The organism is Deltaproteobacteria bacterium (assembly GCA_029210625.1).
In the GTDB taxonomy this organism is placed as follows: Bacteria; Myxococcota; Myxococcia; order SLRQ01; family SLRQ01; genus JARGFU01.
In genome coordinates, this window is record JARGFU010000005.1 from 68345 (window position 1) to 84829 (window position 16485).

Consider the following 16485-nt stretch of genomic DNA (forward strand, 5'->3'; position numbering starts at 1 on the left):
AAAAAACGGGCAGGAAGGAAGTGGCTCGACCCCCGACCTCCCCTATAATCGATGATTGCCCGTCCGGTGGGGCCGCGCACGAGGGGTGCGCGGGAACACGACCACCCGGCGGCCGAAGATCATCATGAGGCAGACCTTGGCGATCCCGCGAGGGAGCAGAGGCCGCGTGCCGGACCCATGGTCCGGAGGCGGCTCCTCCCTCCTCCTGCTCGTCCTGTTCCTGGCGCTCCTCGCCTGGCCCTCCCGGGCCGCGGCGGTGGTGACCGGGACCGCGCCGAGCCTCTACCAGAGCTTCACCGTCCAGGGCTCGGCCCAGACGACGGGCAACACCCTGATGATCCTCGCCCTCGAGGATCCCCGGGTGAACGACACGCTGCTGGATCCCTCCTTCACCTCCGCGAACCTCTCCGGGGTGCCCATCAACGCCACCATCGAGGGGGCCTACGTCTTCTACTCCGGCCGCACCGACGCGGTCGCCGACGATCAGTTCGACTTCTACACCCCCGATGGCGTGATGCGGCCCCTGGTGGCCGGCCTCTGCCGCAACCTCACCTACGGCGGCCAGAGCTTCTTCTACTGCCGCCGGGACGTCACCTCGCAGGTGCGCGCCGTCTCCGCCGCCCGGGGCGGTGACGTCAACGGCGTCTACAACGTCAACGGCGTCCAGGCCCGGGTGGGCGTGCGCGGCAGCCTCTCCAACGGCTGCGCCTTCACCGATCCCGGCTGCCAGGCCGCCTACGCCGGGTGGTCGCTGGTGGTGGTCTGGTCCAGCGAGACGGCCCCGGGGGTGCGCAACCTCCTCCTCTACGACGGCTTCTACGGCTGCGACGAGACCACGACCTCGGGGATCTCGGCGCCGATCCCGCTCTCGGGCTTCACCGTCGGCGATCCCGCCGGCGGCGAGATCGTCTTCTTCGCCCTGGAGGGCGACCCCCACCTCGGCAGCCCCCCGGGGGGCATCGAGTGGGGCGACTGGATGCAGTTCAACCCGCAGAGCGGCAGCGGGGTGCTCCTCCAGTCGGCCTCCAATCCACCGCGCAACCTCTTCAACAGCACGGTGCAGCAGGCGGGCGTGCCCTTCAACGGGGTGGACCTCGACGCCATCGACCTGGGGCCCACCGGGCTGAACCTGCTCTCGCCCGGCGACACCAGCGCGAGCATCGTCCCCGGCTCGGGGGACGGCGTCCTCGACGGCGGCCAGCAGGGGGAGCTCTTCATCCTCGGCTGGGTGCTCCTGGGCATCGACACCATCGCCCCCTCCCTGGGGCAGGCCTCGACCAAGCGGGTGGACAAGACCACCGCGGCCTCCGGCGAGACCCTCACCTACACCCTGACCCTCACCAACTCCGGCAACGACTTGGCGCCGGGGGTGATCGTGCAGGACGCCCCGCCGGCGGGCACGACCTACATCCCCGGCACCACCACCCTCGACGGGCTGCCCGTGCCCGACAGCGGCAGCAACAGCGCCCTGGTCTCGGGGCTGAACATCGGGGACCTCGACTACCGGGTCGGCACCACCACCACCAAGACCGTCTCCTTCCAGGTGTCGATCGACGCGGGCACCTCCGACGGCGCCTCGATCTGCAACCAGGCGACCGTCGACTCCAGCCGCTCGGTGCTCGTCACCCTCACCACCAGCCCCTGCACCACCGTCCAGGCTCCTGAGCTGCGCGACCCGCAGGTGCTGGAGGTCACCGATCTGAACGGCGGGGTGGTCCAGCCCGGGGATCGCCTGCGCTACCGGGTCCGCCTCTACAACGACGGCAACCAGCCCGCCCAGCAGGTCCGCTACGTCCAGCCCCTGCCCGCCCACGTGAAGGACCTGGTGGTCCTGGCGGTGCCGCCGGGCGCCACCGACGGCTCCGCCCTGCCGCAGATCGACGTCTCCAACATCACGGTGCCCGGGAGCTTCTCGGTCGAGCTCCTCTTCGAGGTGACGATCCTCGACGAGGCCGAGCTGATCGCCGCCGGCGTGCCCTCCTCGGGCATCGACGGGCTGCTGATCTCCACCCAGGGTGAGCTGCAGGCCCCCTGGCTGACCGCGCCCCTGCTCACCGACGACCCCTCCACCGCCGCCACTCCGGACCCCACGCGGGTGCGCCTCTCCTACGCGGTGGATCTGACGAGCTCGGCCAAGGCCGGGGTCGACGACAACGGCGCCCCCCTCCAGGGCCGCGACACCGTCACCTACACCCTCACCCTGCGCAACACCGGGAACCGGGCGGCCACCGCCCGCATCGTGGACAACCTCCCGGCCGAGGTGGAGGCCTGCACGATCCTCTCCTCGCCCGTGCCCGCCACCTGCAGCGCCAGTGGGGGGACCAACGGGACCGGACAGCTCGTCGCCAACGGCATCCCCGTCTCGGCGGGGGGCACCACCCTCATCAGCTTCCAGGTGCGGGTGCAGGAGGACGCCATCGACGGCGCGCTGGTGACCAACGTCGCCTCGCTGACCGCCCTCGAGACCACCGGCACCCTCACCCTGAGCTCCACGGGCCTGCGGATCCTCAACCGCGCCCACCTCTCGGCCTCCACCAAGATCGTGGTGGACGCCAACGGCGCCCCGGTGGAGCCGGGGGATCGGCTCGACTACCAGCTGGCCATCCGCAACTCGGGCAACCGGGCGGCGACCGGCGTGACCGTCTCCGACCTGATCGACACCAACCTCTCCATCCTCTCGGTGGGGCAGGGCGGGCTGATCTCGGGCGGCCAGGTCACCTGGAACGCCATCAGCACCCCGGCGCTCGCGCGGATCGAGCCGGCCCAGGAGGTGCTCCTCGACCTCGCCGTGCAGGTGAGCACCCCGCTGCCCAACGGCACCTTGATCTCCAACCAGGGCGTCATCACGGCCCCGGAGATCACCGGGCCGGCGCTCACCGACGATCCCACCACCCTCGAGGTCGGCGATCCCACCCGGGTGCGGGTCCAGAGCCTGCCCAACTTCGTCTTCGAGAAGCGGGTGATCGATCTCGGCGGGGGCCCCGTGCGCCCCGGCGATCGGCTCCGCTACGAGCTGATCCTGCGCAACACGGGCCCCGGCGACGCCACCTCGATCGCCGTGAGCGACGCCCTGCCGCCGGAGCTCTCGGTGGTCCGGATCGAGAACGGCGGCACCCAGGTGGGCGGCTCGCTGGTCTGGACGATCCCCTCGATGGGGGTCTCGCCCACCGGTGACACCCTCCTGGCCTTCGAGGCGGAGCTCGCCAGCCCGCTGGCGAACGGCACGATCGTCTCCAACCAGGCCGACCTGGTCGCCGCCGAGCTCTCCTCCGCGATCCTCTCCGACGATCCGGACACGCCCCTCCCGGCGGATCCGACGCAGGTGGTGGTCTCCTCGCAGGCCGACCTCTCCGCCTCGACCAAGGCGGTGGTGGATCTCAACGGCGGCGCGCACCTGCCCGGCGACGATCTGCGCTACACCCTCGTGCTGACCAACACCGGCGACGCGCCGGCCCGGAACGTGGTGGTCAGCGATCCGATCGCCGCCTGCCTCACCTCGGTGACGCCAGGGGAGGGCGGCACCCTCGCCGGGGGCCAGCTCACCTGGAGCTCGCCGCTCACGCCGACCCTCGCCCGCATCGATCCGGGCGCGGACGTGGTCCTCACCTTCGACGCCCGGCTCGCCGCGAGCCTGCCCGACGGCACGCCCTGCGCCAACCAGGCCACGCTCCTCTCGAGCGATCTGCCGGGCCCCGTGCTCACCGACGATCCCTCCACCACGGCCGTCGACGACCCGACCGTGATCCTCGTCGAGTCCCGCCCCTCCCTGGAGGAGAGCGAGAAGCAGGTCGAGCTCGTGGCCGACCGCAACGGCGACGGCGCCTTCAGCCCCGGGGACGGGATCCGCTACACGCTGCGGATCCGGAACACCGGCTCCGAGGACGCGACCAACGTCCGGGTGCGCGATCCGATCCCCGCAGAGCTCTCCAACGTCGTGGCCACGCCCCCCGGCACCGTGGTGGGCACGGAGCTGCGCTGGACCTTCGCCACCCTCGCCGCCGGGGCGACCCGCACCCTCACCCTCGAGGCGGACCTCGCCTCGCCCCTCGACGACGGCGCGGTGATCTCGAACCAGGCCTTCATCGGCCGCACCGGCCTCACCACCGAGGTGGCCACCGACGATCCGGCCACCCCCGAGGTCGACGACGCGACGGCCTTCACGGTCGTCTCCACCCCGGATCTCTCGGGCTTCACGCTCGTGGCGATCGATCCGAACGGCGCGCCCTTGAGGCCGGGGGACGAGCTGCGCTACCGGCTGACCCTGGTGAACGAGGGCACGGCGCTGGCCCGGGACGTCTCCGTCACCCTGCCGCTCGACCCCAGCACCAGCTTCCTCTCGGCGAGCGCCGGGGGCGTCTACGATGCGAGCGCCCACGCCGTCTCCTGGGTCATCCCCCTGATCGGCATCGGCGCCGATCTGGCGCGGATCCGGACGGTGAGGACCCTGCTGGGCTCGCCCCTCGACAACGGCCTGCCCATCACCGCCCAGGCCACCGCCACGGCCGCCGGCCTGCCGGCGTCGGTCCTCTCCGACGATCCGGCGACGGCCGCCCTCGACGATCCCACGGTCCGCTTCGTGGTGAGCGGCGCCGACCTCCACGCGAGCACCAAGACGGTCGCCGACGCCAACGGCGGCGACGTGCGGCCCGGCGACGTCCTGGCCTGGGCCATCCAGGTGCGCAACGACGGCGACGCCGTCGCCCGCAACGTCACCGTGGACGACGCCTTCGACGGCGCGCTCACCGGCCTCTCCCCGCAGCAGGGTGGGGTGGCCGCCGGCCAGAGCGTCCACTGGGACGCCTCCACGACCCCCGCGCTGGCGGCGCTGGCCCCCGGCGAGAGCCAGACCCTGGTGGTGCTCTCGGTCGTGGACTCCCCGCAGGACGACGGCACCCTCGTCGCCAACCAGGCCCTGATCTCCGCCGACGGCCTGGTCGCGCCCGTGCCCACCGACGATCCCGCGACCGCCGCGGTGGACGATCCCACCACGGTGGTGGTCGTGGCCGCGCCGGAGCTCTCCGCGACCACCAAGACCTTCACCGCCACCGGCGGCCTGCCCGTGCGCCCCGGCGCCGTGGTGACCTGGACCCTCTCCACCCGCAACCAGGGGGACGCCTGGGCCCGGAGCGCGACCTTGCGCGACGCGCTCGATCCCTCCCTGACCTTCGTCTCGGCCTCCGACGGCGGGGTCTACGATCCGGGGAGCCACACGGTGAGCTGGAGCCTGGGCGATCTGCCGCCCGGCCCGATCTTCGAGCGCACCCTCCTCACCCGGGTGGTGACGCCCCTGGACCACGGCACGGTGGTCTCCAACCAGGGCCTGCTCGAGAGCCCGAGCCTGGCGGCCAGCCAGCCCACCGACGATCCCGCCACGGCGGTCGTGGGCGACCCCACCACCTTCACGGTGGAGAGCGCGCCGGATCTCTCGTCGAGCACCAAGGAGGTCGTGGACCGCAACGGCGGCGTCGTCGAGCCCGGTGACCTCCTCGACTACCGCATCTCCCTGATCAACAGCGGCGACATGCTGGCCCCCGGCGTGGTCACCCTCGACGACCTCGACCCGCGCCTCGAGGTGGTCTTCACCCAGGACGGCGGCCTCCACGACGCGGGCGCCGGCCGCATCACCTGGCCGGCGGTCGATCTCTCTCCCTCCGATCAGCCGGTCGTCCGGCGCTTCACGGCGCGGGTGCCCCCGCTGACCGCCAGCGGCACGGTCATCGCCAACCAGGCCCTCGTCGCCGGGGCCGGGCAGTCGGTCCCCACCGACGATCCCAGCACCCCCGAGCCGGCCGACCCCACCGAGGTGGTGGTTGTCTCCGCCCCCGACTTCACCCTCACCGAGAAGACGGTGGTCGACGACGACGGCGGGCTGCCCCTGCCCGGCGATCGCCTCACCTACACCCTGCGGGTGAAGAACACCGGCAACACCCACGGCACGGCCGTGCGGGTGCTCGATCCCATCGACGCCCTCCTCACCGACGTGCAGCCGGGGCAGGGCGGCAGCTTCGATGGCAGCGCCATCCTCTGGGACCAGACCACCACGCCCGCCCTGGCGCGGGTCGCCCCGGGCACCAGCGGGGACGTGCTCCTCACCTTCACCGCCCGCATCGCCGCGGAGGCCCGGGACGGGGATCGGATCGCCAACCAGGCCCGGATCGAGAACGCCGAGATCGGCGGCGCCGTGGTCTCGGACGATCCGACGACCCCCGCGCCCTCGGATCCCACCGTCCTCCAGCTGGCCCTGCCGGACCTCGGCTCGGCGACGATGACCGTCGAGGATCTCGACGGCGGGGACGTGGAGCCGGGCGACCGCCTGCGCTGGACCCTGACCCTCCAGAACCTCGGCAGCCACCCGGCCGAGGACGTGGTCGTCCGCGACGCCCTCGACCCCACGCTGCTGGTCGATCCGCAGGTCCTCGGGGGCTCCCTGGAGGGCGACGAGGCCGTCTGGAGCGTCGGCACCCTCGAGCCCGGGCAGCGCGTCGAGCTCTTCCTCGAGACCACCGTGGCGGCCCTGCTGGCCAACGGGACCGAGATCCCCAACCAGGCCACGATCACCCTCGGTGACCTGCCCACCCTCGTCCTCACCGACGATCCCGCCACCCCGGAGGAGGACGATCCCACCACCGTGGTCGTGGTCTCGGCGCCCGACCTGATCGTGCACAAGACCGTCGAGGACCTCACCGGCGACCTGGTCGTGCCGGGCGACAGCCTCCGCTACACCCTCACCCTGGAGAACGTCGGGAACACCCTCGCCACCCAGGTGCTGGTGGAGGACACCCTGCCGGCCCTCGTGGCGAGCTGGAGCGAGAGCCCCGCCGCCGTCACCGTCGATCGCCGGCTGACCTGGACGCCCACCGAGGTGCCGGCCCTCGCGGCCGTCGCCCCGGGCGAACCCGTGGTCCTCACGATCGACGTGGTCCTGACCTCCCCGCTGCCCGACGGAACCCTCGTCGCCAACCAGGCCCGGGTCTTCCACGCCGAGCTCCCCGCGGCCGTGCCCAGCGACGATCCCACGACGCCCGCGCCCTTCGACGCCACGGCGGTGCGGGTCTTCTCCGCCCCGCGCTTCGACCACTCCGAGAAGACGGTGGTCGATCTGAACGGCGGCCTGATCGAGCCGGGGGACCTGCTCGAGTACACCCTCGTCATCCTCAACGACGGCACCGAGGACGCCCTGGGCTCGGTGCTGCAGGATCCCGTCCCGGCGAGCACCCGCTACGTGCCGGGCACCACCCGCCTCAACGACGCGCCGGTGGACGATCCCGCCGGCGGCGGCTCGCCCCTGGTGCTCGGGCTCTCCCTGAGCTCGGCCCGCCCGGGCACCCCGGCCGGCGTGATGCTGGTCTCCGACGGCGCGGCGCCGGACGACGAGGCCGCGGTCGTCACCTTCCGGGTGCAGGTCGAGGCGGGCGTCCTCGGCGGCACCGAGATCGCGAACCAGGGGCGGATCGCCTCCCTGCAGACCGAGGCCGTCGGCACCGACGATCCCGCCACGCCCACGCCGGGCGACGCCACCGTGGTGGTCGTGGGGCGGGCCATCCACCTCGGGGACGCCGGCAAGACCTGGAGCTTCACCCGCGACGAGGAGACCCCGGGCGTGGTCGAGCCCGGCGACCGGATCGCCTTCGAGCTCTCCGTGCCGAACCGCGGCACCTCCACGGCCCACGACGTCGAGATCCGGGATCCCCTGCCCGCGGGGACCCGCTACCTCACCGGCAGCCTCACCCTCGACGGCCGGCCCCTGACCGACGCCGCCGACGGCGACCCGGGCCAGGTGGCCCTGGGCGCCGTGCGGGTGGTCGTCCCCTCGATCGATCCGCACGCCACCGCGCTGGTGCGCTTCGAGGTCGAGATCGAGAGCGACGCCGGCCCCACGGTGGTCAACCAGGGTACGGTCTCGGCCCTCGACGAGACCGGCGTCCGGGTGGAGGTCCTCACCGACGCCGATCCCTCGGTGCCGGGCGACCAGGCCACCGTCATCCCCATCGGCGACGCGCCGGTGCGCGACCTCTCGACCTCCCTGAAGGCCGTGGTCGATCTCGACGGCGGCGTGGTGGAGCGGGGCGACCTGCTCCAGTACCAGCTCGTGGTCCGCAACACCGGCAACGTCCCGGTCGAGGAGATCTCGCTCTCCGATCCTCTCCCGCGCCACCTGGTCTACGTCTCCCACGAGACGCCGAGCGGCAGCAGCTCGCGCTTCGAGAACCCACCGGCGGGCACCGGCCAGGGGATGCTCCACTTCTCCCTCGGGGCGCCGCTCCCCGCCGGGGAGAGCTGGCAGGGCACCTTCCTGGTCCGCATCACCCACGACGCGCCGGACGGCGCGATCCTCTCCAACCTCGCCCTCCTCGAGGCGCGTGATCTGCCCTCCCGGGAGCTGGGCCCGGCGACCGTGGTGGTGGGCGCCGCGCCGGGGACCGGGGGCTACCTCGGCCGGATCTTCCTCGACGGCGACCGCGACGGCGCGCTCGGCGAGGGGGAGGGCGGCCTGACCGGCTACAACATCAGCGCCGTCTCTCCGGCCAGCGGCGAGATCGTGCGCTCGGCGGTGAGCGACGCGCGGGGCGACTTCGCCCTCGTCGGCCTCCCGGTGGGGCCCTGGATCCTGCGGGTGAGCTCGGCCAGCGGCACCACCTTCGTGCAGGAAGCGGTGGCCGCGGCGCGGGCCGACGCCCTCGAGGTCCACGACTGCGCCATCGATCCCTCGGGCGTGGTCTACCGCGGGGACGACGGCAGCGGCGTGCCCGACGCCCGGGTCTGGCTGCTCTACGACCAGAGCCGGGTGGGGCAGGCCCCGCTGCCCTGCGACGAGGACCAGCGCCTGGTCACCCTCGAGACCGATCCCAACCTCGGCGCCAGCGAGACCCACCCCCTGCCGCGCCCGGTGGGCACCGCCTGCCTCCTCCCCGGCCAGCAGGGCCAGACCACCCCCCGGGGTGAGTCCGCGGGCTTCTACCGCTTCGACGTACCCCAGGCCGATCCGGCCATGGCCTACCAGCTCCAGGTGGTCCCGCCGGCGCCGCAGCTCGCCTTCCCCTCGGTGGTGCGCCCGGCGGCGCCCGGCTTCGCGCCTCCCGGCGCCGTCGTGCCCGACCCCCGCCCGAACCTCGAGGGCGACACGACCTGGTACCAGCACTTCTCCATCGGCGTGCCCGAGGACGAGGTCACCCACAACCACGTGCCCCTCGACCCGGTGCGGGATCTGCTGCAGCTGACCAAGGTCGCGGCCCGCGGCACCGCGACGGTGGGCGAGCTGGTCGCCTACACCCTGACCCTGAAGAACCGCTCCGGCGCCGACCTGCGCAGCACCGGCGCCTCCGGGGATCTCGGCGGCACCGGGGTGCGGATCCAGGATCTGATCCCGAGCGGGATGAAGTACGTCGCCGGGACGGCGACCGCCTCCCGGCTGCGGGTGGCGCCGGACGGTGGCCTGGTGCGGGCCTGCCCCCGGGTGGGGGAGGACGCCCTCGGCTGTCCCAGCGAGCGGGCCGAGCCCGCCCCCCTGATGGACACCCAGCAGGCGGTGGGCGGGGCCCTCTCCTTCGGCCCCTACGACCTGCTGGCCGGTGAGCAGCTCGAGCTCCGCTACGTGCTCGCGGTGGGCGCCCGCGCCAAGCCCGGCGCCGCCACCAACCTCGCCCGGGCCACCCTGGACGACGTCGAGGTCGGCGAGGCCGAGGCCTCGATCCACATCGTCGCCGATCCCCTCTTCGACGAGGGCACGGTGATCGGCAAGGTCTTCTGCGACGACAACGAGGACGGGCGGCAGCAGCCCGGCGAGCGGGGGTTGATCGGAGCGCGCGTCTACTCGGACACGGGGATGGCCGCCACCTCGGACCGCAGCGGCAAGCTGCACTTCAACCGGCTGCCGCCGGGGATGCGGCTCTTCAAGCTCGATCCCTCCAGCCTGCCGCCGGCCAGCGGCCCGGTGGGCCCCCCGGGGAAGCCCCTCTTCCTGACCCGCGGCCTCGACGCGGTCCTCTCCTTCCCGGTGCGCTGCGCGCTGGCCGAGATGAAGCCCACCCAGCTGGGCGTGATGCGGCCCAGGGCGCCGCCGGCCCTGGCGGTCGTGGCGACCTCCAGCCCCCTCGACCTGCAGGTGGGGGAGGCCGAGGTCGTGATCCCGCGCCTCGATCTGCGCGTCACCGCCGAGGGCGGTACGCCGCGCTTCGACGAGCCGGGCCTCCCGGTGGGCCTCGACCAGGGCGCGAAGGCCCAGCTCCACCTGCAGGCGAGGGGCACCCCCCGCCGCTGGCGGGTGGCCTTCGCCCGGGCGCCGGTCGCGCCCGCCCTCCCCGAGGGCACCTCCGCCGAGGAGGCCGCACGCCTCCTCGGAGGCCCCGAGAGCTGGCAGCGCCTGGCCGTGCTGACGGGGGAGGGCGCGCCGCCCGCGAGCCTGGCCCTGCCCGCCGACCTGCCCCGCGGGGAGCCCCTCGTGGTCTGGGCCGGCGTCGAGGGCGAGCCGGGCCTCGCCTCCCGCAGCGCGGTGCAGGTCTTCGCGCTGGACTGGATCCCGCCGCCCTTCACGCCGGTGAAGCTCACCCTGATGGGCGAGCTCTTCCCCAAGCAGGGCGCGAAGCCGACCGCGGTCTTCCGCAAGGTCTTCGAGCCGGCCCTGAAGGCCCTGCAGGACTACCCCAGCTCGACCGTCGAGATCGCGGTCCACGTCGACGCCACCTACCGCAAGCGCGCCATGCCCCTCTCCCGGCAGCGGGCCGAGGCGATCAAGGGCTGGCTGGTCGAGAGCGGCATCGCCGCCGAGCGGATCGACGCCACCGGCAAGGGCTCGACCCGGCCGCTGGCGCCGAACATCGGCCAGCGCAACCAGCGCAAGAACCGCCGGGTCTGGGTGGCGGTGAGCGCGCCGGAGCCCGAGATCCCCGAGCTCCCCTCGATCACCCTCCCGGCCGGCTTCCAGGTCGGCGGCGCGGAGACGGCCCTCGACGGCATCGGCAACTTCGCCGACGTGGTCGAGGTCGCCCGCAACGGCCGGCTCTCCCTGAGCCTCGGCCTCGCCCGCGGCGAGCGCCTCGGCCTCCTGCGGCGCCTCGACGCCGAGGGGCAGCCCCTCGCCCTGCCGGCCGACGATCCCGAGGCCGACGCCTTCTCGGCGGAGGCCCTGCGCCTCGCCGGCCTGCGCTGGGCGGCCAGCCCCGACACGGGTGAGGCGGCGACGACGGTGGCCGCGGCGGCCCCGGAGGCGAGCGAGGACGAGCCGGGCGTGCCGGCCTCCCTCGCGGGCGAAGACGAGGAGCCGGGCACCCCCGCCGCCCTCGCCGGGCCGGCGGCCCCCGCGGCGACCCCCACCGCGCCCGCCGCGGGCGCGGGCGCGGCCGTGGCGATGCGCCTCGAGCTGCCCCGCAGCGGCGGGACGCCCCTCCTCACCTGGGAGGGCGCGCGCCACGCGCTGCCTCTCGCCGCCGTCACCGGCCTGCGGGAGGACGAGGAGGGGCCGGTGAAGCTCGGCAAGGGCGGCCTGCCCCGCAAGCCGATCCCCTTCCTCACCCGGATGCCCGGGCAGCTGCGCGCCTCGGAGTGGGAGCTGTGGATCGAGGACACCGCCGGCCAGCGGGTCGGTCGGGTGGCCGGCACCGGCGCGCCGCCGCCGCGGATCCTCTGGGACGGCAAGGACGAGGCCGGCGCCCCGGCCCTGAAGCGGGGCGAGGGCTACCGCTTCCGCCTGCGGGTCCTCGACCAGCAGGGCAACGAGGGCAAGGGTCCCTGGGGCACCTTCGCCGTGGCGAACGTGGGCCTCTCCCGCACCCTCAACGGGCTCTTCGCGATCGGCTACAACATCGCGCCGGCCAAGCGCGCCCCGCTGCAGGCCTTCGCCCGTCGGGTGGAGGAGATGGGGCCCGGCACCCGGGTCACGGTGGTGGCCCACACCGACAACACCGGTGGCCCCGAGGCCGCCATGAGCCGCACCGACAAGCAGGCCGCGGCCGTGGCCCGCCTGCTGGCCTCCTACGGGATCCCGCCGGACCGCATCCGGCAGATCTTCAAGGGCGACACCCAGCCCCTCGCGCCGAACCTCTCCGCCCGGAACCGCGAGCGCAACAAGCGCATCGTCCTGCGGGCGGTGCCGGCCCAGCCGCGCTCGCCCGAGGCCCTGCCCGTCCAGTCCGGCGTGACCCTCGGCGGGGTGGCCGCGCAGGCCACCGAGGCCGGTCAGGTCTGGACCGCCACGGTGACCCTCACCGAGCCGCTGCCGGTGGTGATCCGCACGAGTGAGGGCCGCGAGGCCACCTACCGGCTCTCCCTCCAGCCCGACGCCGGGGCCGGCGCCGGCGGCGACCTCCCCCTCGATCTCGACCGCCGCTCGCTCCCCGCGGCCTGGCCGGCCACGTCGCGGCCGATCCTCCTGGCCCAGGGCACCCTGCTCGGCGACGAGGAGGACGAGGAGGAGGACGGCCCCGGCGGGCTCCGCGAGGAGCCCCTTCCGGCGCTCGTTCCCCTCGTGACCCCGGACGAGGCGGCCGCGAAGGAAGAGGAGAAGGACGAGGAGCCCGTCGCGCAGCCCGTGGCGCAACCAGTGGCGCAACCCGTCGCGCAGCCCGTCGCCGGGCCCCAAGGGGCCTTGCCCGTCGCGCAGCCCGTCGCGCAGCCCGTGGCTCAGCCGGTGGCCCAGCCCGTCGCGCAGCCCGTCGCGCAGCCGGTGGCGCAGCCGGTCGCCGAGTCCGCGCCCGCCTCGGGCACGCGCCTGGGCGATGATGACGAGGACGAGGAGGGCCCGGGCAGCGGCCCGGCCGGTCCCGCTCCGGCGCCCGAGCCGCCTCCCGCCGCGCCGCCGACGCTGGCCGAGCTCAGCGCGCCCGAGCAGGAGCTCGAGCTGGTGGTCCTCCCCCGCGAGCAGATCGACGAGAAGCAGGTCCCGATCGTCGAGTCCCGCCTGGTGCTGCCGCCCCAGGGGGTCCCGCTGAAGGGCGCCCACCTCCCGATCTACGGCCGCACCGCGCCGGGCGCGGTGGTCACCGTGGCCGGCAAGACCCTGAAGGTCGACGCCGACGGACAATTCGCCAGCAGCATCGAGGTGCCCCGCGGCCAGTCCCTCTTCTCCCTGCGCATCCGGGACGAGGCCGGCAACGAGGCGGTCTTCGAGCGGGAGATCGTGCGGGAGCAGAGCGAGCTCTTCGTCCTGGCCCTGGCCGACGCGGCGATGGGCACCCCCGGCAACCAGCTCGACGGAGTGGGGGAGACCACCAGCCTCGACCTCGGGCCCGTCTGGCTCCACGGCCGCGCCGCCGCCTTCGTGAAGGGCGAGTGGGCGATGGAGAAGGGGCCCTGGGACGAGCTCGAGCTGCAGCTGCACCTCGACACCGCCCGCTGGGGCGAGGAGGTCATGGCCCGGGAGCTCGTGAACCCGGATCGCGGCTACCTCCTCTACGGCGACACCGGAGAGCTCGAGGCCGTGGCCGAGGCGGCGGGCCCCCTCTGGCTGCGCCTGAAGGCCGACGAGAGCGAGCTGAACCTGGGCAACGTCCAGACCCGCCTGGGCACCGGCGGCCTCTTCGACTACCGGCGCACCCTCTACGGCGCGCGCCTGCACCTCGACGAGACCGTGGCCGAGAAGTACCGCTTCGAGGCCGACGGCTTCGGCTCCGCGGGCGAGCTGGGCCAGCAGCCGGGCCACGCCGTGCTCCAGGGCACGGGCGGCTCCCTCTACTTCCTGCCCCACCGCGACGTCGTCGAGGGCAGCGAGCGGGTGACCGTCACCGTGCGCGATCGCGAGACGGGCATGGTGCTCTTCTCCCGGCCGCTGCTGCGGAACGTCGACTACACCTTCCGCTTCGACCAGGGGCAGCTCTTCCTGAAGAGCCCGCTGCCCTCGGTGGCCCACGCCGGCTGGCTGGGCGGCACCAACGCCGCGACGCCGCTGGACGATCATCCGGTCTTCCTCACGGTGGACTACAACCACCGGAGCCTCGGCACCGAGGGCCTGATGGCCGGCGGCGGCTACCTGCGCCACACCTACGACGGCTGGCTCTCCCTGGGCGGCGGCCTCCTGGCCCAGGCCGAGGGGCCGACCAACCGGGGCTATCAGCTCTGGGGGCTCTCGGCGGAGATCCGGCCGAAGACCCGCTCCTACCTGAAGCTGGAGTACGCCCGGAGCGAGGGCACCGATCTGGCCGGCAGCTACTCGGCGGACGGCGGCCTCACCTACGCCGGGCTGATCCCGGGCTGCGAGAGCAGCACCCTCGTCAGCGAGCGCTGCGGCGCGCAGGGCAACGCCTTCATGGCCGAGGGCGCGCTCTCCTTCGGTGAGCTGGCGGGCAAGAGCAAGGACGTGGTGCTGCTCACCGGCCGCCTCGAGCTGCAGGATCCGAGCTTCTACAACTCCCAGCGGCTCCTCGATCAGGGCCAGAGCCGGGGCGGCGTGCAGCTGGCCTGGACCATCACCGACCACGACGATCTGGTGGCCCGCTTCGATCACGTCGCCAGCCAGCTCCCCACCGGCGTGGTGGGGGAGGGGACCGGCCGCACCAAGCTCGTGCAGCGCTCCTCCTACGGCCTGCGCTACGCCCACAGCGGTGACAAGTGGCGGGCCTTCGGGGAGTGGAACGGCGCGGTGGTCAGCGACGAGGAGGTCGGCCGGATCGCCAGCGACCGCCTGCTCGCCGGCGGCGAGTTCGACCTCACCCACGGCCTGACCCTCCTCCTCGATCAGGACCTGACCCTGGGCGGCGACGACCGGATCTTCCCGCAGCTGGCCGACCGCCTCTCGACCGGGATGGGCCTGCGCTACCGCCTCACCGAGACCCTCGAGCTCTCGGCGATGGGGCGGGTGCGCTGGAGCGGCGAGAACGCCCTCACCGCCGGCGCCCGGGTGCGCACCGGCGAGACCGGCAGCGTCTACGCGAACGAGCGCCTGGTGCGGCCGGTGGACGGCGGCTGGCGCTCCACCTCGGTGGTCGGCGCCGAGCAGAGCTTCGGCGGCCTGAACACCCACGGCGAGTACCAGGTCGACGGCGGCCTCGGCGCGAACCACGGCCGCGCCGTCCTGGGCGTGGGCCACACCTTCTCGCCCGCCAAGGGCCTGAAGCTCGACCTCGCCTACGAGCGGGTGCAGGTCCTCGGCGACGTGGGCACCGCCGGCACCCTGCCGGGCACCACCATCGACCCGGCGACGGGCCGGGCGACGACCACGGGCCGGGTGGACGGCCTGCCGCCCTTCGCCAGCGTGGGGATGAACCCCGCGGGCACCTTCTATCCGGGCGCCGTGAGCCGCGACGCCGTCTCGGCCGCCGGCGCCTTCAGCCACGAGCTGATCGAGGCCACCCTGCGCCTCGAGCTGCGCTACGACAACGCCGACGACGCGCTGGCCGAGACCCTCCCGGGCGTGGCGGATCGGGTGCAGGGCGTGGTCGCCGGCAACCTGGCCTGGCACTGGAACCGCGACCTGGCCCTGGTCGGCCGCCTGAACTGGCTGGGCACCCACAACGTGCAGGCCCTGGTGGCCGAGTCCCTCTGGATGGAGTCCAGCCTGGGGCTGGCCTACCGCCCGGCGAAGAGCGATCTGATCACGGTCCTCTTCAAGGCCACCCACCTCGTCGATCAGCGCCCGCTGGATCTCGCCCTGGGCACCAGCGACCGGCAGCTGAGCCAGATCGTCTCCCTCGCGCCGGTCCTCGAGACGCCCTGGAACTTCGCCCTGGCCGAGAAGGTCGCCTACAAGCGCACCGAGCTGCAGGTCGGCATCGGCGAGGGCCTCGCCCCGCGGGACGCCGTGGCGCACTCGGTCCTCTGGGTGAACCGCCTCGACTACCACCTCCTCGAGCACTTTGACCTCTCGGCCGAGTACCGCATCCTCTGGGTGGCGGCCGGCGCGCGCTACGCCGATCAGGCGACCGAGCTCTCGGGCGGGCTGCGTCACGGCGCGGTCTTCGAGGCGGCCTACCGCATGGGCCACCACTTCCGGCTGGGCGCCGGCTGGAGCTTCGCCTCCTTCAGCGACGACGAGCTCGCCCGCATCGACAGCGACGCCAGCGGACCCTTCCTGCGGATCACCGGCATCTACTAGGGCGCCTCGCCGGGGAGCGGTGCCGCGTCCGTCCCCCGGACTACACTGGAGGTGCGGGCTGCGCTGCTGGAGCGTGACCCCTCACGAACCGGTCCAAGGGAGGGACGGGAGATGAAGAGCGAGATCGTCGTGCTGGCCATGCTGCTGGCGGGGACCCTGGTGGGCTGCGGCAAGTCGGAGACCGGGGAGGCCTGCACGGCCGCCGAGGACTGCAAGGACACCCAGTGCATCGTGGGGGGGTCCTTCCCCGAGGGCCTCTGCACGCCCGCGTGCGACGCGAGCACCGACTGTCCCGAGGGCTTCGTCTGCATCTCCCGGAGCAGCGGCATCTGCCTGGCGACCTGTACCTCGGAAGCCAGCTGTACCGAGAGCCGCGGCACGGACTGGCAGTGCCGGGAGGAGTCCCTCGAGGAGGGCGGGGGCGTGGCGATGGTCTGCATCGGCGCCTGAGGTCGGCGCCGCGT

2 protein-coding genes are annotated in these 16485 nt (G+C 73.8%); both read left to right on the forward strand.

Features of this window, described 5'->3' with window-relative positions:
• Positions 1 to 166: 166 nt before the first annotated feature.
• Entirely contained in the window at positions 167 to 16021 is a 15855-nt protein-coding gene (locus tag P1V51_06095) for an OmpA family protein (protein MDF1562592.1), read from the forward strand.
• 111 nt (positions 16022 to 16132) lie between these two features.
• A complete protein-coding gene (locus P1V51_06100) occupies positions 16133 to 16471 on the forward strand; it encodes a hypothetical protein (GenBank protein ID MDF1562593.1) in 339 nt (112 codons plus the stop codon).
• Positions 16472 to 16485 lie beyond the last annotated feature (14 nt).